This is a genomic window from Lactobacillus equicursoris DSM 19284 = JCM 14600 = CIP 110162, assembly GCF_001434815.1.
Classification (GTDB): Bacteria; Bacillota; Bacilli; order Lactobacillales; family Lactobacillaceae; genus Lactobacillus; species Lactobacillus equicursoris.
In genome coordinates this window covers 1-23,211 of the sequence record NZ_AZDU01000033.1, presented here as the reverse complement: position 1 = coordinate 23,211, position 23,211 = coordinate 1, and the positions used below count along the sequence as shown (strand labels likewise).

The following is a 23,211-nucleotide window of genomic DNA, read 5'->3' as shown; positions in this document are numbered from 1 at the left end:
ACCGGAAGGTCTGGCTTTTTTGTTTTGTCTGTGGCGGCGAAGCGGATGTGCGTTTTTTACTCAACTAGCGGTCCTTTTTAATAATCAGCCTTAAAATTGACTCAACTATGGAGGCTTTTTTAATCATTCGAAATTTCTTTACTCAACTACCAGCAGCATTTTAATAATTAGGAATCGGTCGTACTCAAGTACGACCGATTTTTTCATTTTCTGGTACAAAATTGACTCAACTGCGTTTGAGCTTTTAATAATTCGAATTATGAGAGACGAAGAACTAGTTGAGTCAATTTTAGGGAGAATTATGAGAAAAGAGAGTGTAGTTGAGTACAACATAGGAAGAATTATGAGAAATATGGCTGCAGTTGAGTAAAGCCCTGTAGCGATTATGAGAAAGGCTTCGGTAGTTGAGTAAAAAGTTGCCGCGATTATTAAAAAGTCCAGTTCAGTTGAGTCAATTTTGCGGCAGCGCTTGTCCTATTTAAAGTGTTTCTTAAGAGCTAGGCAAGTTACTAGGCACCATGGGCGCTATCCCATACAATATAAGCATACAAACAGTTATATTTAGATAGAAAGTAGGCTACAACCATGGGATTACTAACACTCATCATCGGTTTGGTAATGCTGGCTAACCCCAGATTGGCAACCGAAAGTTCTAAATTATAGTTAAGAGGTCTAGCGTAAGCCAGGCCTTTTTTATATAAAAAAGTTGGTTAACGCTCTCGTTTCTTTAGTATAATGAGGATAGTAATTACAGGGAAGTGAGAATAATGAATAAATTAGCCAAGTGGTGTATTTGGCTAAGAAGAAGATCTTTCTTTAGAGTGGTGCAAAGAACCTTCGCGGTTTTAATGCCGATTGCAACCATTGGGGCCTTTTTCCAGGTCTTGCAAGACAGTATCTTCTCTCCAGATAGCTTCATTTATAACTTGTTTGACTTTGATAAGATTATGAGCGACCGGTTTTGGGATATCGGCATGTCCTTGTCCCAGTGCGTGGTCGAGGTCATTTTCAATCTTTTTGGCATCTTTGCGGTTTATTTCGCGGCTTCTTTTACGGCAAAAATCTACCGCAAGGATGCCACGATGGCTGGGATCAGTGCTGTGACCAGCCTCTTGATCATGCTCTATTTGCTGGAACTGGCCATCACCGGCCGGATTACCTTGATCGGCAGCAACTTCTTGAGCATCCAGTACTGCTTCTTACACCTGCTGATCGGCTACGGGGTGGGGCAGGTCTTTCACTGGCTGGGGAGCGACTATGAGCATGTTGACTACGAGCACACCAAATTAGTCCAAGACCGGGCCCTGAAGGCAATTAAACCGGCCTTTGTGACTATTTTAGGCGGGATTATCCTGGGCGGCATTTTATACGGCATCCAGTGGAAGAGCAGCGCTAACGTCAGCTTAAGCGGCGTGATGTCGCCAATCGAAAACTCCAACAATTTGCTAGTGACGGTACCGATGACGGGGCTGGCGGCCCTGTTAGACTGGCTGGGGATTGGGACGCCCATGCAGGACTTAGGCAATATCTCTAGTTCAGCGGCGGCCACGGCTAACCTGACCTATGTTTTAATGAAAAAATCTATTTGGAAGATTCCGTATCCATACCTAGGCAGCGCTTTGGTTCACAGCTACGGCGTGATGGGCGGGTCCGCCGCCCTGCTGGCCTTGGCTGTCGCCATCCTGCTTTGGGGCAAGCAAAGAGAACCTGAAGTAGCGGCTAAGCTCAACTTATGGCCGCTGCTCTTTAACTCCTCTCGCGGCTTTTTGGTGGGCTTGCCGGTGATCTTGAACCCGGTTTACCTCCTGCAGCTGGTCTTGATCCCCATGATCAACATGCTGCTGGCGGCCTTGGCCATCACCATCCACCTGATTCCAACGCCGGTCTATACGGCCTTAGCTGGAACGCCAGGCTTGCTGGTGCCATTTTTTGCCACGAACGGCAACTGGCCGACCTTGATCTTTACCATTGTCCTCTTCTGCTTGGACGTCGCCTTGATGATTCCGGCTGTGAAATTGGACAACCGGGCCGGCAAGCTGCTGAAGGACTATGAAAAGGAGGATGAAGCCCATGCCTAAGAGTCGCAACTGGAAGCTGATCATCATGGCTCTGGTCATCATCATCCTCTTGGCCATTCCTGGCTATTCCTGGATGAAAAAGACCAACAAAGAGCACGCGGAACGCCAGCGCTCCACCTTGTCGCCGGTTATCATGGTGCCGGGGTCTAGCGCGACCATCAACCGTTTTAACTCGCTGGTCAAGCTGCTGAACCAGGAGACGCCGTATAAGCACAGCCTGCTCAAAATTGAGGTTGAAGAAGACGGAACCTTGACTTATTCCGGCTCCATCAAGAAGGGTGACAATGAGCCTTTTATCGTAATTGGCTTCCAAAACCGCCACGACGGCTATTCCAATATCAAAAAGCAGGCCGGCTGGCTGGATGATGCCTTTTACGAGATTTTTACCAATTATAAATTCAACAACTTCAAGGCCTTTGGCCACTCAAACGGCGGGCTGATCTGGACTTATTGGCTAGAACACTTTTACAGCGACTACAAGTCCGACGTCAAGGTGAAAAAGCTGATGACGCTGGGTTCACCTTACAATTTCAGTGAAACCAACGTTAAGAAAAAGACTCAGATGCTGAGCGATTTTATCAAGTATAAAAAGCGTCTGCCTAAGAGTTTGATCGTCTACTCCTTGTCAGGGGGGGAAAGCTACGAATCTGACGGCCTGGTGCCAGAAGCCAGCGTAGAAGCAGGAAAGTACATCTTCCAAAAGCAGGTCAAGTCCTTTACGGCCATGACGGTTACCGGCGAAGATGCTCAGCACTCCAGTCTGCCGCAAAACAAGCAGGTCGTGAAGATCATCAAGCAGTATCTTTTGGACAAGCAGCGCAAAGTTGGCCCTAGCCAGCAAAAGACCAATCGCTAAGGCGAATCGTTAGTCACGCTCGCTTTTTTGCCGTAAAATAGTAGGCAAGAACTTTTTAGCAAAAATCAAAGGACAAATACATGAAAATCAAGTTGATTGCAGTCGATTTAGATGGAACCCTGCTGACCTCGAGAAAAAAGGTCAGTGAAAAGACCCTAGAAGCCTTAAAGAAAGCCCGGAAAAACGGGATTTACGTCGTGCCCCTGTCCGGCCGGCCCCTTCCTGGCGTCCTCAAGGTCTTTGAGCCCTTTGATTTTGCCCCTGACGACAACTACGCGATCTGCTACAACGGTGGCTTGATCCAGCAGCTGGACGGTCAGGTGATCTATGCCAATCCCTTGAGCCATGAGAACGTGCAGCACATGATTGCCCTGAAGCGGAAGGGGATTTTTGGCCCCTACTTCATGGACACCAAGGACTTTTACGTGGCACCGGGGGCGAGTGCTTTTGGCGTCAGCTTTATCGCCAAAGCTCGCAATATGGGCGTGAAGAAGATGGAGCCAGGGAAAAAATACGAGTTCATCAAGGGCGAATTCGTCTCCTTGCCAAGCAAGATGAAAAAGTTCCGAGCTAGTCTGTCTCCAGAAACTGAAAAAGAATTTAACATCTCTGCTTCTGGCGGCCAGTGCCTGGAGTTCAACACGCCGGACGTGTCCAAGGGGGCGGCTTTGACTCAGCTTTTGGACTTGTTGAACATTCCGGCTAACGAAGCCATGGTTTTTGGCGATAACAACAATGACCTGTCGGACTTTGAACTGCCGGAGGTCTTCAAGGTCGCTATGGGCAACGCTATTCCGGAGATCAAGGAGCGGGCTGACTACGTGACCGCAAGCAACAACCAGGATGGAATCGCGCAAGCAATTGAGAAGTTTGTAGACCTGCAGGAGAGTAAACGATGAAAAAACCAGTGATTGGGATTTCAGGATCAGAAGTAACCATTCAAGCCGGACCCTTTATGGGCGAACCGCGAACTTACGTTAACGCGGCATATGTGGACTCAGTCTACCAAAACGGCGGGATTCCCTTGGTGATTCCTTTTACCAAGGGCGGGGAAGAGATGGCGCTTGAACAGATGAAGCTGGTTGACGGCTTGATCTTGTCAGGTGGCCATGACGTTGATCCCCACCTCTATGGCGAGGAAGTTGACCAAAAGAGCGGGGCTACTTGGCCGGACCGGGACCAGTTCGACATTGCCCTGCTCAAGGCCGCAGAAGACGCTAATAAGCCCGTCTTGGGCATTTGCCGCGGGGCCCAGATAATTAACGTGGCTCACGGTGGCAGCATGTGGCAAGACCTGTCCTTGCGCCCCGGCCACACCCTAAAGCACATGCAGGCGACTCGGCCAGACGTGGGCACCCACTTGGTCAAGATCAAGAGCGGCACCAATCTGGAAAAAATCATGGGCCAAAGCAGCCTGATGACCAACTCCTTCCACCACCAGGTGATCAAGGAAGTGGCACCAGACCTGGTTGAAGCAGCCACGGCCAGCGACGGGGTGACTGAAGCCCTGGAAAGCGATGACGGCCAAGTAATTGCCGTTCAGTGGCACCCAGAAGAAATGCACGCAAATCCGGCGCCAGAAGCGGCCATCATGAACCGCCTCTTTAAGAACCTGATTGACCGGGCCAATGAAGAAAAGTAAGCCCCAAATTTTTTTAAGCAAATTACGCGTTCCTCAAGATCATTGAGGGACGCGTATTTCTTTATTTATGAACGAAAAACTAAAAGTAACTGACAAAATTATGAAAATAGGGGATAATGAAACTATTGTAGTTGTCAGAAGCAGTGTGTTACACGTGGAACATGGTTGAAAAAATGAATAAAAGAAAAGGAATTATCTTAGCGATTGTTGGCGCAGCCTTGTGGGGAACTTCAGGCACGGCTGCCGAAATGCTTTATCAAAATCCCAATATCAATACCTTCTGGCTAGTCGGCGTCAGATCCTGGCTGGCGGGTTTAAGCCTCTTAGCGATCTCCTTTTTGACCAAGGGGAAGAAGACCTTAACTATTTTCCAAGACAAGCATGACTTGCTTTCCGGTATCTTGTACGCGATTTTTGGCATTTTAGGCGTCCAGTTCACCTACTTTTACACGGTCAAATCTTCTAATGCGCCAACGGCGACCGTCTTGGTCTTCTTGGCCCCGGTTTTGGTCATTGCCTACATGGCCCTGAAGAGCCGGCAGCTGCCGCGGCGGATTGACCTGATTTCCATTGCAGTAGCCATTATTGGTACGGCTATTTTGGTTACCAACGGCAATTTTTCAAGTCTGGCTGTCAGCCCTAGAACCTTGATCTGGGGCTTCTTCAGTGCCTTGACCCAGGCGATTGCGGTTGTCATGCCGGCTAAGCTGTTTAAAAAGTACAGTACGATGACTATCCTGGCCTGGGGCCTGCTCTTAAGCGGGATCCTCTTTACGCCCTTCATTATTTTCATGCCAGCCCAGCACGTGACCTTCAAAGAATGGACCTTGGTCATCTACATTGTCATTGCTGGCACCATTTTGGCCTACACCTTGTACTTGTCCAGCGTGGTTTACATTTCGGCTGGTCTTGCCAGCATGCTGGAAGCCTTTGAGCCGCTGGTGGCCACAATTTTGTCAGTGGGGCTGCTGGGCAGCGACTTTGGCATCATGAAGATGGTGGGCGGGAGCTTGATTATTTTTGCTACCTTCTTGCAGGTTATTCCTAGCCCTCGCCCGGGCAAGCTGCACCGCGATCACCTTTAATATTTTTTATGCATTTTGCTAAAAAAGCCCGTCATTACGGGCTAAATTGTGTTAAAATCGAGGCGATGATTTGATCATTAACATGGGGTTAAGCCTGGCCTAATATCTAGCAAATCTAGAAGCCCCTCAATGCTTGCCGTTGCGGGGTTCTTTCCAATCTAGCTAACTCGGATTAACCAAGAATCGAAAATGTTGTTACTAAATTCGGTGCAATATTTAGTGCAATGAATCGGGTGCGCTCACGGGCTTCAATATGATTCGAAATACAATCTATGATAAAATCTAAGTAGTGATTCCTACTTTCTCCGCTTGCGTTAAGCAGGCGGTTTTTTATGCTCTCTTTTAGGGGTGTCAAAAAACTCCGATTTAGCTCGGGGGATGCCGGATTAACCGGGGGCTGCTCCCCCGAATTTTTTTGTAAAAAGTTAGGTTTTGACAGGTTCTGACACGCCCAAAAACGAATTAAATGTCTGCTCTCCCCCGTTGCCCGCTCCCCCTGCTGTCAGAATGCCAGATTCAAGCCATGGGGGGTATTTAGCCAAGTTCATAGCACAATCTACCGGGAATCTACCGGGCTAGGCTCAGAGCGGCTCTATGAGCTTCTGAGAGCGTCTGAAGGCAAAACAAAAGCCAGCCATTCACTGGCTAGCTTTCTTCAGTTCTATTTATTTCTATTTATTGGGCTTCTTTTCTTAAAATATCCCGAATGTTGTGCTCTCGCTATGGAACCTGCCACACCTAATCTGGGATGCGAATTAAGATATTGTAGCTTTTCAGTTGCTAATTGTTTAATAGTTTCATTTTCTGTACTTTTCAGTATTAATTCTAAATCCACTGTATAAAGGTTGGTTTTTTTAAGTAGCTTTTCAGCTGCTAATTGTTTAATAGTTTTATTTTCTGTATTTTTCAGTATTAATCTTAAATCCTCTTCAGAAATGTCGGGTGTTTTAATTGATTTAATTAACCCGTATTGCTTTAAAGCCATTAATCGTAGTTGATCATCTAGTATACTTGACATCTGTTTCTCCTGTTTAACGTCACTGGGACTTTGTCGCAAAAAAAACCGTGTTCGATATACGAACACGGTTAAGTGACGTATATCCATTTACAGTGGAGCACCTTACCGGTCGGCAGGTTGCTGCTAGGTCAAAGTGTGTAACCACTCACTAGCTCTTGATATAACACGTGATTTAATTTTCAGTTTAACTTTATAATATTTATTTGCTAATGTCAAGGCATTTCTTAAGTAAAATTATTTATCAACAATTAACAGTGTCTCTCCCCCTAATTAGTCCGGGGACTTTTTGTAAAAAGTTAGGTTTTGGCAGGTTCTGAATGTCATGTTTTGACAGGTCTTTTAGGGGTGTCTAAAAAGTAAGATGTTTTGACAGGTCGCTCTTTTAGATGCCTCCAGAAACTCCGAATCATGCCAGCATCCCTTAAGATAATGCTCTTAGAAGCCAAAAGAAGGCCGCACAAGCTTCCCATTCTTACTTTAGTACAAGTTATACTAAGCAGGACTTGAAAAGCTGTACTGGCCTTTTTTGCATGTAGATTCGATTGGTGCCAGGCTGAACCCTCTTTTAATGATCGCCTGGTTAAAGTTTTCAGTGAATGACTTCAAGCCGATGCGCTGTAATTGTTTAAATTTGATCGACTGTAAGCTGTTCTCTTCCTGGAACTCATAAACTGGCTTGCGCTCAATATATTTGGCTATGATTAGCTTCTGTGGGTCCCGGTAGCCTCTGAATCGTTCTACTTCGGTAGGGATGCCAGCTATTGCGTCGTTGATACATAACAAGTATTGAGCGCTGAACAAGTACAAGCTGGCCCTGGTGCTCTCCCTGGTAGCGTCGACTGTTGCGGCCAATTCCTGCTCATCAATCGGGAAGGCTGGCTTAATTGCTGTGATTGAACATAGCTCCAGGAAGCAGGATAACGTTTCTATGTCCGTTGCTGGTCCTGCTGGTGGTAGTGGTGTTCTTTCTTCAAACCTCGGCATTGTGCGGCCTCCTAGATCGTCGTAGAAATGCAAAAAGGACAGGTTTTCGCCTGGTCTTCTTTGCGTTAGTTGATGAATTTGGCAAGTAGGTTAATTCTTGCCTCAAATTGGTTATACATTGCTAGATTAGCTCCAGGGAGTGAAAGAAACTCCTCTAAGCTAAAGTTGCTCCAGCGTTCAATAAGTCTTCTAATATTTTTTATGCATTTTGCCCAAAAAGCCCGCCATTACGGGCTAAATTGTGTTAAAATCGAGGCGATGATTTAATCATTAACATGGGGAAAAATTACAATGAACGATGTATTAGATGCCAGGACCGGGGTCAAGGATACCCTGCCCACGGTTCTGGGTTATATTGGCATCGGCATGGCCTTTGGGATCATCGCCCACACTAACGGCTTTAGTCCCTTAGAGACCCTGCTGATGTCCTTGATGGTTTATACCGGCTCTGGCCAGTTTGCTCTGGTCAGCATGTTGCCAGCTGGCAGCAGTTTGCTTTCAATGTTTATGGCTGTGTCCTTGATGAGCGCCCGGATGCTGCTGATGTGCATGACCCTGGCGCCCAAATTTAAAAAAGAGAAGCTGGCTAAGAACCTTTGGCTGGGCTTTTTGATCACGGATGAAACCTTTGCCCTGGCCATCACCAAGCTGAATTACACCAAGGGCAAGTTAAATTACGACTGGATGAACGCGTCCAATATCGTGGCCTATGCCGCTTGGACCCTGGCCGGGTTAGCGGGCTGTCTGCTGGGCAACCTGGTGTCTGATACCAAGGCTTTGGGGCTGGACTATGCCGTTATCGCCATGTTCTTGGGGCTGCTCTATTTGCAGCTGATCACCGACCAGTCGCTCAAGATTGAGCTGCAGCTGATCATGATCGGGGTCACCATGGTTTTGACTTATATTGGGATGATCATTTTGCCAGCCAGTGCCACCACCATCGTCGTTACGGTTGTCAGTTGTTTAGTAGGAATGGGGATCAAGCATGTCTATTTCAAGTAAAGTATTTATCACTTACCTGGTTTGCGGCACGGGCCTAGCGGCTTTACGCTTAATGCCTTTTTTACTGCTAAAAAAATTCAACCTGCCCAAGGCAGTGGTCGAATTTCTGGAATTCGTGCCAATCGTCATCATGACCACCCTCTGGTTCAGCAGCTTGTTTACGGCTAAGCAGGGCCACTTGCCGCAAATTGACTGGCAGTACGCGATCGTGACGATTCCAGCTTTGATCACCGCCTACTTCACCCGCAGCTTGATGTGGATCGTGGTGGTTGGCGTGGCCAGCCTGGCCTTAATTAGATTGATTTAAAAAGAGGACTCAGGCCGAGTCCTTTTTTCATGTCGCAAATTTTTTCTAAAAATCATGCCAAAAAGACTTGCAATTTTCTGAGAAAGAGATTAAAGTATTATACAAGTTAAGAAACAAAGACAAACACAATAAAGAACAGAGTAGCGCTGGAGAAGTCTCACAGAGAGCCGCGGCAAGCTGGGAAGCGGCAGACGGAAGCAGACGTGAAAGTAAGTTCTTTCGTGGTTAATGCGACGCTTATGCGAAGTGTTGACTGGGTTCGCCCTTTACAGCGACAACGTCTTGGCCGGGTGGCCAGCACGGGGTAAGGCTATTTTGGTGACAAAGTAGCGAAGTAAGGTGGTAACACGCATAAGCGTCCTTGTAGAAGCAGAGCTTCTACAAGGACTTTTTTATTTCTTAGCAATTCGAGATTAGCTAATCTTCAAAAATTGTAAGCAGATTTTTTGAGGAGATTTACCATGAAAAAACTATCATTTAAGCAGTATTTGTTAATTGCTTCCCTGATTTTCGGGATGTTCTTTGGGGCTGGGAACCTGATTTTCCCGGTTCACCTGGGCCAGTTAGCTGGCAAAAACTGGCTGATCGCTGCGATCGGCTTCATCATTTCTGGGACCTTGATTCCCTTGGCCGCCTTATTGGCCCTGGCTGTGACTAGAGCTGACGGGATCTTCGGCCTAGCGCGTCCTTTGGGTAAAAAGTTTGCCTTGGGCTTTTTAATCCTGGTTCACCTGACCCTGGGGCCACTTTTTGCAACGCCAAGAACGGCGACGGTTCCTTTTTCCATGTTCTCTAGCCACTTCTCTAAGGGGATGCAGCCAATCGCCTTGCTGATCTACTCCGCCATCTTCTTTGGCCTGGTTTACTACTTCTCCCTCAGCGAAGGCAAGATTACGGAAAGAGTTGGGAAGATGCTGAACCCAGCCTTCCTGGGCCTCTTGTTTATTATATTCTTCATCGCCTTGATCAAGCCAATGGGGGCTACGAGCACCACGGCCGCAACTAGCGACTATCTGAAAGCGCCAATGATCAACGGCTTTTTGCAAGGCTACAACACGCTGGATGCCTTGGCAGCCCTGGCCTTTGGGGTTACCGTTGTTACCGCGATTCGATCATTTAAGATTAAGGAAGGCAAGGACACGTCTATTGCCTTGGCCAAAACTGGCCTAATGAGCTTCTTGGGCATTGCCTTGATCTACCTGGTTTTGGCCCTGTTAGGCGCAACCAGTCTGCACTACTTCAAGTTGTCAGCTAACGGCGGGATTGCTTTTGCCCAAATCGCCAACCACTACATGGGCACCTTTGGTGAAGCCCTTTTGGCAACCTTGGCTACTATTACCTGCATGTCCACCGCGATTGGCTTGGTTGTTGCTTTTGCCCAAGACTTCCACAAGCGGTTCCCAAAGATCTCTTACCGGACTTTCCTGACCTTTAACTGTGGGATTTCCTTCATTATCGCTAACTTCGGCTTAGATACTATCATCTCTTGGTCAACCCCAGTTTTGATGTTCCTCTACCCACTGGCCATCGCCTTGATCCTGTGCGGTCTGTCCAGCAAGCTGTTTAAAAACGACAGCCGGGTTTACAAGTGGACAGTTAGCTTGACCATCATCCCAGCTCTCCTGGATGGGCTGAACGCAGCCCCAGCTGTGCTTAACCAAAGTGCTTTTGCCCAAAGCATCTTGACCTTCGCCGGCCGCTACATTCCATTCTTCAGCTATGGCATGGGTTGGCTGACCTTCGGCATCGCCGGTTACCTGATCGGCCTGGGCATCCACTTTTTCAAGCTGTCCGCTGAGCCAGCTGGTGAAACTGCCTAACTTTCCAAATTGTTGGTAAATCTCTATATTTTGATCGTCCTCGGCGCGCGTTGCGCCTGGGGCGATTTTTTCGTGTGGGCTGTTGCCCCCAAAGTATGTTAACCGGTCTGGATTTTGTTTGAAATTGCCCCCGAAGTATGTCAACCGGCTTGGATTTAGGTGAAAAAAGCCCCCAAAGTATGTCAACCGAATTTGGTTGAGTCAAGTTGGGGGCAGAAAATTGGAGAAAGTAGCCTGGTTGAGTCACATCGGGGGAGAAAAACAGAAAAAATAGCTCCGGTTGAGTCACATTGGGGGCAAAAAACGGGAAAAATGAAGCCGGTTGAGTCACATTGGGGGCAAAAAATGGGAAAAATGAAGCCAGTTGAGTCAAGTTGGGGGCGAAAAATGGGAAAATTTAGTTTGGTTGAATCAAATTGGGGGAGGGATGCACAAAACCTGACTCAATTACTGGAAGTGACCTCCCAAAATTTACTCAACCGGAGCCCCTTTTTTAAAAAAGCCTCACACAAACATNTACTTGAGTAAGTTTATGAGCGGCTAATTCCATAGTTGAGTAAGATCATGAGCAACATTTTCGTTACTTGAGTAAGTTTATGAGCAGCCGCTACCGTAGTTGAGTAAGATCATGAGCAACTATTACCGTACGTGAGTCAAATCGGGGCAAAAAAGAAGCACCGCCCTAGCAACCAACCGCCCCCCAACACACCAAAAAAGGTTGTCAAACCAACGACAAACGTTGATTTGACAACCTTTTTTACATACCTAATTAAACTGATCCTGTTTGATTTCCCGGTAAATGGCCAGGATCAAGACAAAGACGGCGGAGATGATGGCTGGGTAGACCATGCTGCCGACCTGCACGGCCTTTTCTGCCGCGGCTTGGCTCAGCTGGTTTTCCACGGCGTATTGGACGACCCAGCCGTGCATCAAGTTTGGTGTCAGGGCAAAGGAGATCGTCGCGATCAGGGATGCGACCGTCATCGTGTGCCGGGAATAGGGCTCTTTAAAGAACTGCGACAGGATGCAGAAGGCCGGGGCCAGCATCAAAAGGAAGATCCAAAAAATGATCATCGTCCCGGCATGCGAGTCCATCATCTGCGAGCTGTTCGTCGCGTAGCGGTAAGTCCCCCAGAGCGACCCGCCAGTCAGCTGGTTGAACAGGCTCAAAAAGTAGGACCCTTGCTGTCCGTAAGTCCCGCGGCTGGACAAAAGCCCCTGCACCTGGGTCAGGCTGTCCGTCGTTCCGGCGCTAGAAAAGTCGACGCTAACGATCTGTCGCATGTAGGCTGCCAGGAACATGACCGTTGACCCCAGCAGCTGCAGGGCCTTGATCATGCTCAGTTTTCTTGACGCCTTCAGCTTAAACTCCAGACTCAAAACCTGGTCCGGGTGGTGGGAGTGGCCGATCACGAAGATGCCGGCGATAACCAAGACCACGACGATGGCCAGGGCAATCCACCACTTGGCCAGGATGAAGAAGAGGGCCAGGCCCAGCATGATCACTGACACGTAGGGTCTGTCGGCAAAAATCTGCCAGAAATTCAGTTTCAAGTGATCCCGGCTGCGGGACTGCCCGGCGCTGTCCACTTGCAGGTGCTCGGCGCCCGCCTGTCTCCGTTCTTGCTGCTCTTGGTATTGTCTTCTTGAAAGTTTCGCCATAACCATCAATCCTCTCTAATTTCTAGTATTAATTTTAAGCGAAAAAAGCTTCGAGTGCTAAATCTTAGAAAGATTTTATTAGTTACTCGGGTGATCTTTAAGAAATTTTCACATGGTATAAGCTGGCTCTACTAAAAGCAAGCCAGTTCATGTGAAAAACAAAACAATCACTACCAAACTCTCTCTAGATCATATTTACCCAGAAATGATCTTTTCTTCTTATTTTGTAAGCGAAGACATTTGTGAAAAATCAACATTCTTTTTTGGGGTTTAAATTTTCAAGTCCACTTCGACTATTTTAAAAAATGCAAAAAAATCTGGTAATTTTTTACTTTTAGCAAAAAGTTCGTTGTATAATTCACTTAGTAAAACGATAAAAGTTTTGTAAGGAGAATTTTTAAGATGGCAGAACAAGAATACCGTATTGAATCAGACACGATTGGTGAAGTTAAGATCCCTAAGGATGCTTTGTGGGGCCCACAAACTGAAAGAAGCCGCAACAACTTCCCATCAGGTGAATTGATGCCACTGGCAATCATCCGCGCTTTCCTACACTTGAAGAAGGCTGCTGCTGAATCAAACGTGGAAGTTGGCGATGAACCAGCTGACAAGGGGCAAGCAATCGAAGAAGCAATCGACCAACTTTTGGCCCTCAGCGACGAAGACTTGCGTAAGGACTTCCCACTTCACGTTTTGCAAACTGGCTCAGGTACCCAAACCAACATGAACGTTAACGAAGTTGTTGCTAACCTTGCTAACAAGCTGCATCCAGGCTTAGGCATCTTGCCAAACGACGACGTTAACCGTGGCCAAAGCTCAAACGATACTTACCCAACTGCCATGAACATTGTGGCCGTTGAAGCTGTTGACAAGCTGGAACCAGCTATTCAGCACCTGATCGACGAATTGAAGGTTAAGCAAGACAAGTACTGGAAGACTGTTAAGGTTGGCCGCACCCACTTGCAAGACGCAACTCCACTTACTTTTGGCCAAGAAGTTTCCGGCTACATCTCAGCTTTGAAGCATGACCTGGCTTACATTCAAGAATTGAAGCCATCTCTTTACGAATTGGCTATCGGTGGTACTGCCGTTGGTACTGGCTTGAACGCTGCTCCTGGCATGACTGAAGCTATCGCCGGCAAGCTGAGCGAAGTTTACGGCCACGACTTCAAGGTTGACACCAACAAGTTCTGGGGCTTGGCTCACCACTCAGCCTTGAGCGTGATGCACGGCGCCTTCAAGACCCTGGCAAACGACATGTTCAAGATTGCTCAGGACATTCGCTTCTTGGCTTCCGGCCCACGTGCTGGCTACGGCGAATTGAACATCCCAGCCAACGAACCAGGTTCATCCATCATGCCAGGTAAGGTTAACCCAACCCAAGCTGAAGCCGTAACCATGGCTGTTGCTCGCGTTTTGGGCAACGACGTAACTGTCAACTTTGCAGCTAGCCAAGGCAACTTCGAAATGAACGTCTTCAAGACGGTCATGATCGCTGCTTTCTTGGAATCAGCTGAAATCTTGACTGGCACCATCACTGGCTTTGCTGACAAGATGATCCACGGCTTGACTGTCAACGAACAAAGAATGGATGACCTGCTAGAAAACTCCTTGATGACGGTTACTGCTTTGTCACCAAAGATCGGCTACCACGAAGCAGCTGTGATCGCCCAAACTGCTCAAAGAGAAGGCACCACTTTGAAAGAAGCTGCCTTGAAGAGTGGTAAGGTTACCGAAGAACAATACGATGAATGGATGGACTACATGGCCATGACCAACATCGACCGCACTAAGCCAGAAGCTTAAAGGAGAAAAAATGGCTAAATTTGTCTTTGAAACAAGTCCTGTTTCATCCTTAGAAAAAGCATACGATCTCGTAGTCATCGGTGCCGGTGGCACTGGCTTAACCGCAGCCTTGCAAGCTCATGAGCTGGGCTTGACGGTAGCTGTTTTAGAAAAAAATGCTGCCCTTGGCGGCAACACCAGCAAGGCTTCATCCGGGATGAACGCCGCTGAATCCCTGGTGCAATTTGACCACGGCATCATCGACAGAAAGGAAGATTTTTACAAGGAAACCTTTAAGGGTGGCGGCCAGTTGAACGACCGGCAAATGCTCCGCTACTTCGTTGACCACTCAGCCCTGGCTATTGACTGGCTGAAGGAACACGAAATTGAGCTTTCTGACCTGACCATTACGGGCGGGATGAGCAAGAAGCGGGCTCACCGTCCAGCTTCCATGGCTCCAGTTGGCGGCTTTTTGGTAACGGGCTTGCTGAAAAAATTGCAAGAAGAAGGCATTCCAGTCTTCAGCGAAGCCAAGGTTACTAAGCTGATCCAAAATGAAGACAAGGCGATCACCGGCGTTGAAGTCAATGGTGAAAAAGCAGTCGCAGCTAAGGCTGTAATCCTGGCAACTGGCGGCTTCGGTGCTTCTAAGTCAATCATCAAGAAGTACCGGCCAGACCTAGCAGACTACAAGACCACCAACCAAGCTGGCGCTACCGGCGACGGCCTGCTTTTGGCAGAAGACGTTGATGCCCAGCTGATCCAAATGGACTTCATCCAAGTTCACCCAACTGCTCAAACTGACGGCGACCGGACTTTCTTGATCGGGGAAGCCGTTAGAGGCGAAGGGGCCATCTTGGTCAACCAAGCCGGCAAGCGTTTTGTCAACGAACTGGCAACTCGGAAGCTGGTTTCTGCTGCCATCACTGGCTTAAACGAAGACGGGGCCTACCTGATCTTTGACCAAGGCATCCGCGACCATGTCAAGGCCGTTGAATTCTACGACCATATTGGCTTGGTAGAACACGGCGAATCCTTGGCAGAACTAGCTGAGAAGATTGACGTTGACGCCAGTGGCCTTGAAGCAACCGTTGAAAAGTGGAACGCTGACCAAGCTGCCGGCGACGACACGGCCTTTGGCCGGACCACAGGGATGGACCGGGGGATCAAGGTTGGCCCATTCTTCGCCATCCATGTCCACCCAGCCATCCACTACACGATGGGCGGGATCCACATCGATGCTGAAACCGAAGTGCTGGACACCAACGGCAACAAGATCCAAGGTCTGTACGCAGCCGGTGAAGTTTCCGGGGGCCTGCACGGCAACAACCGGATCGGCGGCAACTCGATTGCTGAAACGGTAGTCTTTGGCCGCCAAGCCGGCATCCAGGCCAGCCAGTTCGTCCGGGATCTCAAATCCGAAAATTAACGACGAAAAATGAAAAAGTGAGAGATTAAATGTTAGCAAAAGTAAATTACAAAGGCTTTATCGCGCCTTTGATCGTGGGGATCGCCCTGATCTTACTAATGCCTTTTAGACCAGCAGCGATCACGCCTGCTGGCTGGGAGATGTTCGCGATCTTCTTGGCAACGATCATTGCCTGCATCACCAAGCCCCTGCCAATCGCCGGGGTGTCCATCATCGCCTACGTGCTGATCGTCGGCACGGGCTTAGTCCAAATGAAGCCAGCCCTGGCAGCCTTTGGCGACTCCACCCCATGGACCATCGCTATGGCCTACATGATTGCCCGCGGCTTTACCAAGACCGGCTTAGGTCGCCGGATTGCCTTGGTCTTCGTTAGATCTTTTGGTAAAAAGACTCTGGGCCTTGGCTACTCCTTGTCCATGATCGACTTAGTCGTTTCCCCAGCTACGCCAAGTAACACGGCGCGGTCTGGCGGGATCGTCTTGCCAATCATCGAATCCTTGTCTGACACTTTTGGCTCTAAGGTATCAGATGGCACGGAAAAGAAGATTGGTTCATACCTGATCTTCAACGAATTCCATGCAAACACCATTTCTTCCAGCCTCTTCATGACGGCTTCTGCGCCTAACGTGGCAGCGGTTGGTCTGGCAGCAGCCAATGGGGTTAAGATCTCCTGGTTTGGCTGGTTAGCAGCCGCTGTTGTGCCAGCTGTTATTTCCTTTATCCTGGTACCAATCATTATCTACAAGATGTATCCGCCAGAAATCAAGGAAACGCCAAATGCCAAGGAATGGGCAGATAGTCAGCTGTCTGAAATGGGTCCAATGAAGACCTCAGAAAAGGTCATGATGGTCATCTTCATCTTAGCCTTAGTTTTGTGGATGCTGTCCAGCTTCATCAAGCTCGACGCAACCTGGGTAGCCTTTTTGGCAACGGCCTTGCTCTTGGTAACGGGCGTTTTGACCACCAAGGACATGCTGGGCGAAACTGGTGCCTGGAACGTTGTCATCTGGTTCTCCATCCTGATCTTCATGGCTAACCAATTGAGTGCTAAGGGCGGCGTGATTCCTTGGATGCAGACTGCTATCAAGTCTGTGATCGGCGGGATGTCACCAGTCCTGGTTATGGCCATTTTGGTTCTGGTTTACTTCTACAGCCACTACCTCTTTGCCTCAGGCACGGCTCACGTTGTTGCTATGTACGCACCTTTGCTCTTGATTGCTAAGAGTGCGGGCGTACCAGTAATGTTTGCAGCCATCATGTTGGGGATGACTGGTGCCATCTTCCAATCTACCACCCATTACTCTTGCGGGCCTGCTACGGCTTTATTTGCCCCAGGCTACGTCAAGCAGACTGACTGGTGGAAGATGAACTTTGTTTTGGGTCTCTTCTACCTGGTAGTCTACGGCATCATCGGTGGTCTCTGGATGAAGCTGATTGGCCTTTGGTAAAAAGTAATCCGAAATCTGAAAACGTTAGATAAAACAAGTAACATAACAAAAAATGCCATCTCGGAAGAGATGGCATTTTTGCTTTAGCTATTTATTAAAAGTTAACTTGGACTTGGTTACTGAAGCTAACTTGTTGGAGTGAACGATCAAAGACTTATTCATAGTTTGCCACTTGCTTTGAGCGTAGTCAGCATTTTGCTGGTTTTGCTCAGTAAGGTACTTGCTTAAGTCATCGCCATTCAGGCTCTTAGCTTTTTGGTCGCTAGCGGCTAGGTTGGCCTTAAATTTAGCAGTTACAGCTTTCTTGGTTGGCGGATAGCCGCCTTTCCACTTGCCATAAGTTGAATACTTGGTACCAGTAAAACTATCTATTTAATACTTAGGATAGAAAATAATCTTTCTGGGGAAGAACTTTTTGCAAAATGAGAAACTGTTTTTTTACTTAAATAAATAGTTTAAACCAAAAAGCTTAAAGGACAAATTCAAAAGCTAAACAAGAAATGAAAGAATCTATTGACCTTAAAATTTTACGATCTAAATTAATTTTCGATAAAAGAAAAAGAGTCGAATTGTGATATGACCCCCTAAATTAGTGTCCTAATTTAGGGGGTCATATCATTTAAGGGGCTTTTTTATCTATAAAATAAAGTTCAGAAAAGTCTCTATCGTGCCATTTTCATACATGATGTATAGTCCAAGTGGAATGAATACTAAGGGCACAATGATTCGCTCGTATTTTTCAATTGTCTCGGATATTAACGGAATAGAGGATAGCACCCGACTAAGCTCGCAAAAGATAATTACGCCGATTGCAAACACAAGCAACGCCACGAGGGTCTGTGCCCAATCTAACGAAGCAAAATAAGGTATATAGATACTTAAATTATCTCCGCCAGACGCAATTGTCAGCAATGTAACTGTCCAAAACAGTTGATTTGCCTTACTTTGTTCTAATCTTTCAATAATTTCTTCCTCTTCCTCTTCTTCCTCACCTTCTCCAACAATTGCAAAGCGAATCCCTAAATAGATAGGGATTAAACCAAGCAATCCAACCATCCATGCTTCAGGCACGAAATTGACGACATAAGCAGCAACTAAACTCACCCCTACAAGTAAGCCCGTGCCTAGATATTGCCCCGCATAAATATGCCATTTCTGTTTATTCTGTGATAGCTGTGCAAATAAAATAATCAAAACAATTAAATAATCTATACTGGTGGAAATATAAACACCAATAGCAGATATGATTGTCTGTCCCATAAAAACCTCCTGTATTAGTCAGTAATAAATCAGCAGATTTTAGGGGAGCACAGACACATTAATTTAGCTATCGCTAGTGGGTAATGCCGGACGTAAGAACGCATTTTATACTCCTCAAAACGTAGTTACAAAATAGTTTCTAACTGGAATTCGGTGATTACTTCCAAGTAAAGTATAACCCACTATACTTTACAAGGTAAAGTGTGGGCTCTACGAGGTAGTAGCGTTCTCCCTTCCTACTGGAAGAACTGCTATTTTTCTGCGCCTATTATCCGGCTAGAAAAACCTCCGACGGGCTATTGCATAGCGAGCACATCTCATGCAGAACTCTACCCGAGCGCGGCAGGATAGTGTTAGCTTAACCACAAAAAAATGCATTCTAATAGTTGAGATGCTTTTTTCGTGTCCTCATTTATTTAATTTCTTGTTCTATTACACCAGAATTAGCAGACGTTGAAAACGCTGATTTGACGGGCTTTTTTGTGAAAAATACGAAAAAAAGTGCTAATTTTACATAAAAATTAGTGAAAATACTAAAAATTTCAAAATTATAGTCTCTATATTATAATCAGTACAGTAACGAAAAAATTATAGTGTAAAAGCAAGATGCTCAAAAAAAGAGGAGAAAGACCAGACTACCAGCTGGTCTTTCTCCTCTTTTTGTCATCACTTAATTACACGTTTTTGATCTTTTTACCGGTCAATCCCATCGCATTAATTGCCACGATAATTGACGACATCGCCATGGCCACAGCACCAACGGCTGGGTCTAAAGTGATTCCCATAAATGACAACACACCGGCAGCGAGTGGAATTGCGACAATATTGTAGCCTGCTCCCCACCAAAGATTTTGAACCATTTTCCGATTTGTGATTTTAGCCAAATCAAGAAAATGTAAAATATCGCTGGGTTCTGATTTAACCAACACAACATCAGCGGAATCAATGGCAACATCGGTTCCGGCGCCAATTGCAATTCCAATATCGGCCGTGGCAAGACTTGGTGCGTCATTTACGCCGTCACCAACCATGATGACGTGATTGCCCTTTGCTTGATAATCAGCAATAATCTTTTGCTTATCATCTGGTAATAGGCCTGCATGAAATTCAGTCAATCCTAGTAAGTTAGCAACGTGTTCCGCGGCTTTTGGATTATCGCCAGTGAGCATTACGGGGGTAATTCCTCGCTTCTGAAGACCACTAATTAATTCCTTAGCACCCGCTTTGATAGTGTCGCCTTCAGCAACCATTCCTTGAACTTGGGTGCCCTGCAATAGGAAGCTGACGGAATTACCCTTAGCAGCCCATTTATCAGCAGTGGCCTCGTCAAACCTGATCCCTTTCTTCGTTAAATAGTTACTATTAACAATCATATAGTCAGTGCCATCAACATTACCGGAAATACCAACGCCCGGAATATTTTGAGACTTTTCAGCCGCAACGACTTCAATGTCCTTCGCTTGGGCTTCAGTAATGATTGCTTGGGCCAGCGGATGAGTCGAATTATTTTCAAGGGCGGCCAGTCGGCTTAATAACGTTGTTTCGTCAATCCCATCATTTGGAATCAATGCATTCACCGTAAATTTACCTTCTGTTAACGTGCCAGTTTTATCCAAGAGAACGTGGCTAACATGTTGACTTGCTTCAATGGCTTGGCGATTTCGAACTAATAGCCCATTTTGAGCGCCAATCGTAGTAGAACGAGAAACCACTAATGGAATCGCTAATCCTAACGCATGCGGGCAAGCAATCACGAAGACGGTCACCATGATCGTCATTGCAGTCTCCAATCCCTGGGGTAACCAGGCAAAGAAAGCAATAATCCCAACACCAAGTGCCGCGTAAAATAGATACTTGGCAACTAAATCAGCTTTATCTTCTGCTTTAGATTTAGCTTGCTGGGCATTTTGAACCATTTTCATTACTTGAGAAAGATAGCCGGAGTCACCAGTACCACTAATTTTAACCGTTAGCGTCCCGTTATTGTTTGTTGTACCACCAATGACCTTATCGCCAACGTTCTTGGTAACGGCAGCAGATTCACCGGTTACGAGTGCTTCATTCACGGTCGACTCCCCAGCCGTAATAACACCATCGGCTGGAATACTCTCACCTGAACGCACCTGGACAGTTTGACCAACTTTTAAATCAGATACTGGCACTTCTTTTGTTTCACCATTATCTGTAACTAGATGGGCCGTCTTAGGCAATAGGGCCGCCATCTTTTGTAAGGCATCCCCAGCCCCCATCAATGCATTCATTTCAATCCAGTGTCCTAGAAGCATAATTAAAATCAGGGTTGCAAGTTCGAACGAAAAATCCATTACATGATTTGCCGGGTTCAAGAAGTTGTTGGCAATAAATGCGTACAAACTGAAGAAATACGAAACGGAAATTCCAAGGGTTACTAGCGTCATCATTTCAGGAGATTTATCTTGAATTTCCGCTTTAGCCCCCTTTAAAAATGGCATTCCTCCATAAAAGTAAAGTGCTGTATCAAACAAAACGATGATAATGCCAACAATTAGCGGTGAACTGAAACTAAGGATGGAAACGTTTAAACCCATGATTGGTGCTAACAGTAAAACTGGAATCGCTAAGACAACGGAGACCCAAAATTTAACTTTCAAATTCCCCATATGCATCATTGAGCCACCGTGCATCATCATGTCGGTCCCAGCCATATCCATATCACCGTGATTCATCCCACTCATATTCATAGTTTCGTGATTCATGTTCATTTGGCTGTGATCCCTTTCGGCCATATCGTGGTCCATGTTCATTTGATTATGATCCGTTTCGGTCATATCGTGATCCATTTTCATGTCATCATGATCCATATGACTCATATTTGATTCATTATTTTCCATATTCTTAGCACTCATGTTTTTCATGTTCATATGTTCCTCTTTATTTGCCATGATTATCGACCTCCTAAAAATAAGTGTGCGTAGCAAAGCGGTTAGAAGCCTAAATATAAGCTCCTTGTGTGGAAATCCCCGGACTCGGGATTTTTGTGCAGCAATCCTAAAAGTAAACAGAACACCACAGTCTTAAAACGTTTGATCACCTGGCAAGCAGTTACACTGAACTTCCTCGGGCGCTGTTTTGGCCTTTTCAGCTAGAATCGCCTGTAAGTTCGCAATATCCGCCCGTGAGAGTTCCCTTGACTGAATAACGCCGGCAATTGTTGAACCAGCCCGCATCGCACACATATGGTCAAACAAATCATCTGCCGCTGCCACCATTGATTCCTTCTCGCCAACAACCGGCTTATACGTGAATGGTCGACTGCCGCCATGCTGCGCAACCGCCTGTTTTTGAATCAACCTGTGAAGTAGCGTTTTGGTTGTTGAAGCTGACCAGCCTTCTAATTCGTTCATAGCATCGATTAGTTCACGACTAGTCGCATGTCCCATTGTCCAAATTGCTCTCATAACCATCCATTCAGAATCGGTGATAGTTACATTCTTTGCATCCATCCTTCAATTGGCTTCCTTCATTAATTGAATTCTAAGTTTACATTTGTAACCTCTTAGCACTTGTTAGTTTACAACTGTAGTCACAATAATGCAACCTTTCTGCCAGAAAATACTAGGCATTTTTCACTATAATTGAATACTTGCTAGAAAATAGTTCTTTATATCAAGAACTTAAAAGATATTACCGTGGGAAAGATTATTCATAAATTGACAGTCTTGAATACAATTTGAGAATACCGGTATTACGTGTAGTCAAGACTTAGTGTCAAGAGCCAACCAGAAAAGAGCTAAATATGAATACAATATATGGGTATGCAAGAGTATCTACTGTTAAACAAGATTTAAGTAGTCAAGTTGACGATTTAAAACGAACTGGAGCCACAAACATCTTCAAAGATAAATATACTGGCACCACTGCTAATCGTCCTGAATTTGATAAATTAATGGCCAAGATTGAAAGTGGCGATATCTTAATCGTCACTAAATTAGATCGCTTAGCTAGAAATACGCAAGATGCACTCAACATTGTAAAAAAATGAATGCTGAGGGGGTCATTCTGCGGGTTTTAAATATTGGAACGATTGATAATTCACCAAGTGGACGTTTAATTTTCACTGTCTTTAGTGCCTTTGCAGAATTTGAGCGAGATTTGATTGTTAGTCGAACCCAAGAGGGCAAAGCGTGGGCTAAAGCTAATAATCCTAATTTTCATGATGGTATGTCAAGAAAAGGTAGACGATCACAGAAGGGGCACCTACCTTAGCCGGAAATATGGGATGGGGCGTAGAGGAATCCAGTATTTGGTGGACTTGATTCAAAAACATGGTGAAGATATTCTGGATCGCCCTCAACAGAAATATACTGTTGATTTCAAGCTTACTGCCATTGATAGAGTCCTGCTAAGAGGTGAAGCACTTAGACAGGTTTCTCTAGACTTAGGACTTACAAATACAGGAATTCTTGCAAATTGGCTTCGCTCTTTTAAGGAAAACGGGTATACTGTCATTACCAAGAAGAAAGGTAGACCACCCAAGAATGCCCAAAAGCAAAGACAAACAGCGGATCAAAGAACTGGAAGAGCAGGTAAAGAGGCTTACAGTCGAGCTTGCATACATAAAAAAATTGGAGGCCTTAATTCAAGAACGGAAGAGCCAAGAAAAGAAGAATTAGCTCGTGCAATCAATGAATTAAGGCAAGAATTGCGGCTTAGCGTTAAGTACATTATCGACGTTATCAATGCCAACCCTGGATTGCCTCATATCTCAAGAAGTAACTACTACTACCAAACCCATAAGCTTGATAAGGATTCTGGCAACCAGAAACTGATGGATAGAATCAAAGAGATCTTTCTTG

18 protein-coding genes and 1 pseudogene are annotated in these 23,211 nt (G+C 46.1%); 13 read left to right on the top strand and 6 right to left on the bottom strand.

Annotated features, from left to right (window positions below):
• Positions 1-767 precede the first annotated feature (767 nt).
• From FC20_RS06970 to FC20_RS06950, 5 genes are all read left to right on the top strand, one after another.
• Positions 768-2,078, top strand: a complete 1,311-nt coding sequence (locus tag FC20_RS06970; protein WP_008461061.1) for a PTS sugar transporter subunit IIC — start codon at positions 768-770, stop codon at positions 2,076-2,078.
• On the top strand, positions 2,071-2,934 hold the full coding sequence (locus tag FC20_RS06965; protein ID WP_201779613.1) for an alpha/beta hydrolase: 864 nt from the start codon (positions 2,071-2,073) through the stop codon (positions 2,932-2,934). Before FC20_RS06970 ends, FC20_RS06965 begins: the two co-directional genes overlap by 8 nt.
• Before the next feature lie 80 nt (positions 2,935-3,014).
• Entirely contained in the window at positions 3,015-3,833 is an 819-nt protein-coding gene (locus FC20_RS06960; RefSeq protein ID WP_008461064.1) for a Cof-type HAD-IIB family hydrolase, read from the top strand.
• Positions 3,830-4,576 (top strand): gamma-glutamyl-gamma-aminobutyrate hydrolase family protein, encoded by a 747-nt coding sequence (locus FC20_RS06955; RefSeq protein ID WP_008461067.1) that lies wholly within the window; start codon positions 3,830-3,832, stop codon positions 4,574-4,576. The genes FC20_RS06960 and FC20_RS06955 overlap by 4 nt, the downstream gene beginning before the upstream one ends.
• Before the next feature lie 173 nt (positions 4,577-4,749).
• Entirely contained in the window at positions 4,750-5,661 is a 912-nt protein-coding gene (locus tag FC20_RS06950) for a DMT family transporter (protein WP_056945353.1), read from the top strand.
• A gap of 661 nt (positions 5,662-6,322) precedes the next feature.
• Here the strand turns inward: FC20_RS06950 and FC20_RS06945 are convergent.
• Together FC20_RS06945 and FC20_RS06940 are read right to left on the bottom strand one after the other, a co-directional pair.
• Entirely contained in the window at positions 6,323-6,679 is a 357-nt protein-coding gene (locus tag FC20_RS06945; RefSeq protein ID WP_051011260.1) for a hypothetical protein, read from the bottom strand.
• Positions 6,680-7,171: 492 nt separating this feature from the next.
• Positions 7,172-7,663: a hypothetical protein gene (locus FC20_RS06940; protein ID WP_008461076.1), complete on the bottom strand. Its 492-nt coding sequence runs from the start codon at positions 7,661-7,663 to the stop codon at positions 7,172-7,174.
• A 291-nt stretch (positions 7,664-7,954) separates the two neighbouring features.
• Here FC20_RS06940 and FC20_RS06935 point away from each other — a divergent pair, with 291 nt between their 5' ends.
• The 3 genes from FC20_RS06935 (at position 7,955) to brnQ (ending at position 10,792) form a co-directional block, all read left to right on the top strand.
• Positions 7,955-8,665 carry an AzlC family ABC transporter permease gene (locus FC20_RS06935; protein ID WP_008461078.1) on the top strand — a complete coding sequence of 237 codons (711 nt, stop codon included), beginning with the start codon at positions 7,955-7,957 and terminating at the stop codon, positions 8,663-8,665.
• Entirely contained in the window at positions 8,649-8,972 is a 324-nt protein-coding gene (locus tag FC20_RS06930; RefSeq protein WP_008461080.1) for an AzlD domain-containing protein, read from the top strand. Before FC20_RS06935 ends, FC20_RS06930 begins: the two co-directional genes overlap by 17 nt.
• Before the next feature lie 461 nt (positions 8,973-9,433).
• Positions 9,434-10,792 carry a branched-chain amino acid transport system II carrier protein gene (brnQ, locus tag FC20_RS06925; protein ID WP_008461082.1) on the top strand — a complete coding sequence of 453 codons (1,359 nt, stop codon included), beginning with the start codon at positions 9,434-9,436 and terminating at the stop codon, positions 10,790-10,792.
• A gap of 765 nt (positions 10,793-11,557) precedes the next feature.
• Here brnQ and FC20_RS06915 read toward each other — a convergent pair.
• On the bottom strand, positions 11,558-12,454 hold the full coding sequence (locus FC20_RS06915; RefSeq protein WP_009557806.1) for a cytochrome C5: 897 nt from the start codon (positions 12,452-12,454) through the stop codon (positions 11,558-11,560).
• A gap of 402 nt (positions 12,455-12,856) precedes the next feature.
• On the opposite strand from FC20_RS06915, the gene FC20_RS06910 reads away from it, so the two are divergent.
• From FC20_RS06910 to FC20_RS06900, 3 genes are read left to right on the top strand one after another with little or no spacing between them, the layout of a single operon-like run.
• The gene (locus tag FC20_RS06910; RefSeq protein WP_008463672.1) at positions 12,857-14,260 is read left to right on the top strand and encodes a class II fumarate hydratase; all 1,404 of its coding nucleotides are present in this window, start codon (positions 12,857-12,859) and stop codon (positions 14,258-14,260) included.
• 10 nt (positions 14,261-14,270) lie between these two features.
• Positions 14,271-15,668, top strand: a complete 1,398-nt coding sequence (locus FC20_RS06905; protein WP_008463670.1) for a flavocytochrome c — start codon at positions 14,271-14,273, stop codon at positions 15,666-15,668.
• Between the two features lie 29 nt (positions 15,669-15,697).
• The gene (locus tag FC20_RS06900; protein WP_056945351.1) at positions 15,698-17,116 is read left to right on the top strand and encodes a DASS family sodium-coupled anion symporter; all 1,419 of its coding nucleotides are present in this window, start codon (positions 15,698-15,700) and stop codon (positions 17,114-17,116) included.
• Between the two features lie 636 nt (positions 17,117-17,752).
• Here the strand turns inward: FC20_RS06900 and FC20_RS06895 are convergent.
• The 3 genes from FC20_RS06895 to FC20_RS06885 all read right to left on the bottom strand — a co-directional run bounded on the left by FC20_RS06895 (position 17,753) and on the right by FC20_RS06885 (position 21,858).
• The gene (locus FC20_RS06895; RefSeq protein ID WP_008463663.1) at positions 17,753-18,376 is read right to left on the bottom strand and encodes a CadD family cadmium resistance transporter; all 624 of its coding nucleotides are present in this window, start codon (positions 18,374-18,376) and stop codon (positions 17,753-17,755) included.
• 674 nt (positions 18,377-19,050) lie between these two features.
• Positions 19,051-21,297, bottom strand: a complete 2,247-nt coding sequence (locus tag FC20_RS06890; protein WP_054668123.1) for a heavy metal translocating P-type ATPase — start codon at positions 21,295-21,297, stop codon at positions 19,051-19,053.
• A gap of 132 nt (positions 21,298-21,429) precedes the next feature.
• Positions 21,430-21,858, bottom strand: a complete 429-nt coding sequence (locus FC20_RS06885; protein ID WP_008463654.1) for a CopY/TcrY family copper transport repressor — start codon at positions 21,856-21,858, stop codon at positions 21,430-21,432.
• Positions 21,859-22,151: 293 nt separating this feature from the next.
• Between FC20_RS06885 and FC20_RS11055 the strand changes: the two are divergent.
• Positions 22,152-22,621, top strand: a pseudogene (locus tag FC20_RS11055) (recombinase family protein).
• Positions 22,569-23,211, top strand: a 643-nt coding sequence (locus tag FC20_RS10125; protein ID WP_476737419.1) for a transposase family protein, incomplete at its 3' end; no start/stop codon positions are given. The pseudogene FC20_RS11055 and the gene FC20_RS10125, both read left to right, overlap by 53 nt.

Bases quoted from the DNA above. Each gene is read 5' to 3' on its own strand.
- FC20_RS06900 (WP_056945351.1), top strand. From the start codon at position 15,698: ATGTTAGCAAAAGTAAATTACAAAGGCTTTATCGCGCCTTTGATCGTG.
- FC20_RS06910 (WP_008463672.1), top strand. From the start codon at position 12,857: ATGGCAGAACAAGAATACCGTATTGAATCAGACACGATTGGTGAAGTT.
- FC20_RS06930 (WP_008461080.1), top strand. From the start codon at position 8,649: ATGTCTATTTCAAGTAAAGTATTTATCACTTACCTGGTTTGCGGCACG.
- FC20_RS06935 (WP_008461078.1), top strand. From the start codon at position 7,955: ATGAACGATGTATTAGATGCCAGGACCGGGGTCAAGGATACCCTGCCC.
- FC20_RS06950 (WP_056945353.1), top strand. From the start codon at position 4,750: ATGAATAAAAGAAAAGGAATTATCTTAGCGATTGTTGGCGCAGCCTTG.
- FC20_RS06955 (WP_008461067.1), top strand. From the start codon at position 3,830: ATGAAAAAACCAGTGATTGGGATTTCAGGATCAGAAGTAACCATTCAA.
- brnQ (WP_008461082.1), top strand. From the start codon at position 9,434: ATGAAAAAACTATCATTTAAGCAGTATTTGTTAATTGCTTCCCTGATT.
- FC20_RS06940 (WP_008461076.1), bottom strand. From the start codon at position 7,663: ATGCCGAGGTTTGAAGAAAGAACACCACTACCACCAGCAGGACCAGCA.
- FC20_RS06970 (WP_008461061.1), top strand. From the start codon at position 768: ATGAATAAATTAGCCAAGTGGTGTATTTGGCTAAGAAGAAGATCTTTC.
- FC20_RS06890 (WP_054668123.1), bottom strand. From the start codon at position 21,297: ATGGCAAATAAAGAGGAACATATGAACATGAAAAACATGAGTGCTAAG.
- FC20_RS06960 (WP_008461064.1), top strand. From the start codon at position 3,015: ATGAAAATCAAGTTGATTGCAGTCGATTTAGATGGAACCCTGCTGACC.
- FC20_RS06965 (WP_201779613.1), top strand. From the start codon at position 2,071: ATGCCTAAGAGTCGCAACTGGAAGCTGATCATCATGGCTCTGGTCATC.
- FC20_RS06905 (WP_008463670.1), top strand. From the start codon at position 14,271: ATGGCTAAATTTGTCTTTGAAACAAGTCCTGTTTCATCCTTAGAAAAA.
- FC20_RS06945 (WP_051011260.1), bottom strand. From the start codon at position 6,679: ATGTCAAGTATACTAGATGATCAACTACGATTAATGGCTTTAAAGCAA.
- FC20_RS06895 (WP_008463663.1), bottom strand. From the start codon at position 18,376: ATGGGACAGACAATCATATCTGCTATTGGTGTTTATATTTCCACCAGT.
- FC20_RS06885 (WP_008463654.1), bottom strand. From the start codon at position 21,858: ATGGATGCAAAGAATGTAACTATCACCGATTCTGAATGGATGGTTATG.
- FC20_RS06915 (WP_009557806.1), bottom strand. From the start codon at position 12,454: ATGGCGAAACTTTCAAGAAGACAATACCAAGAGCAGCAAGAACGGAGA.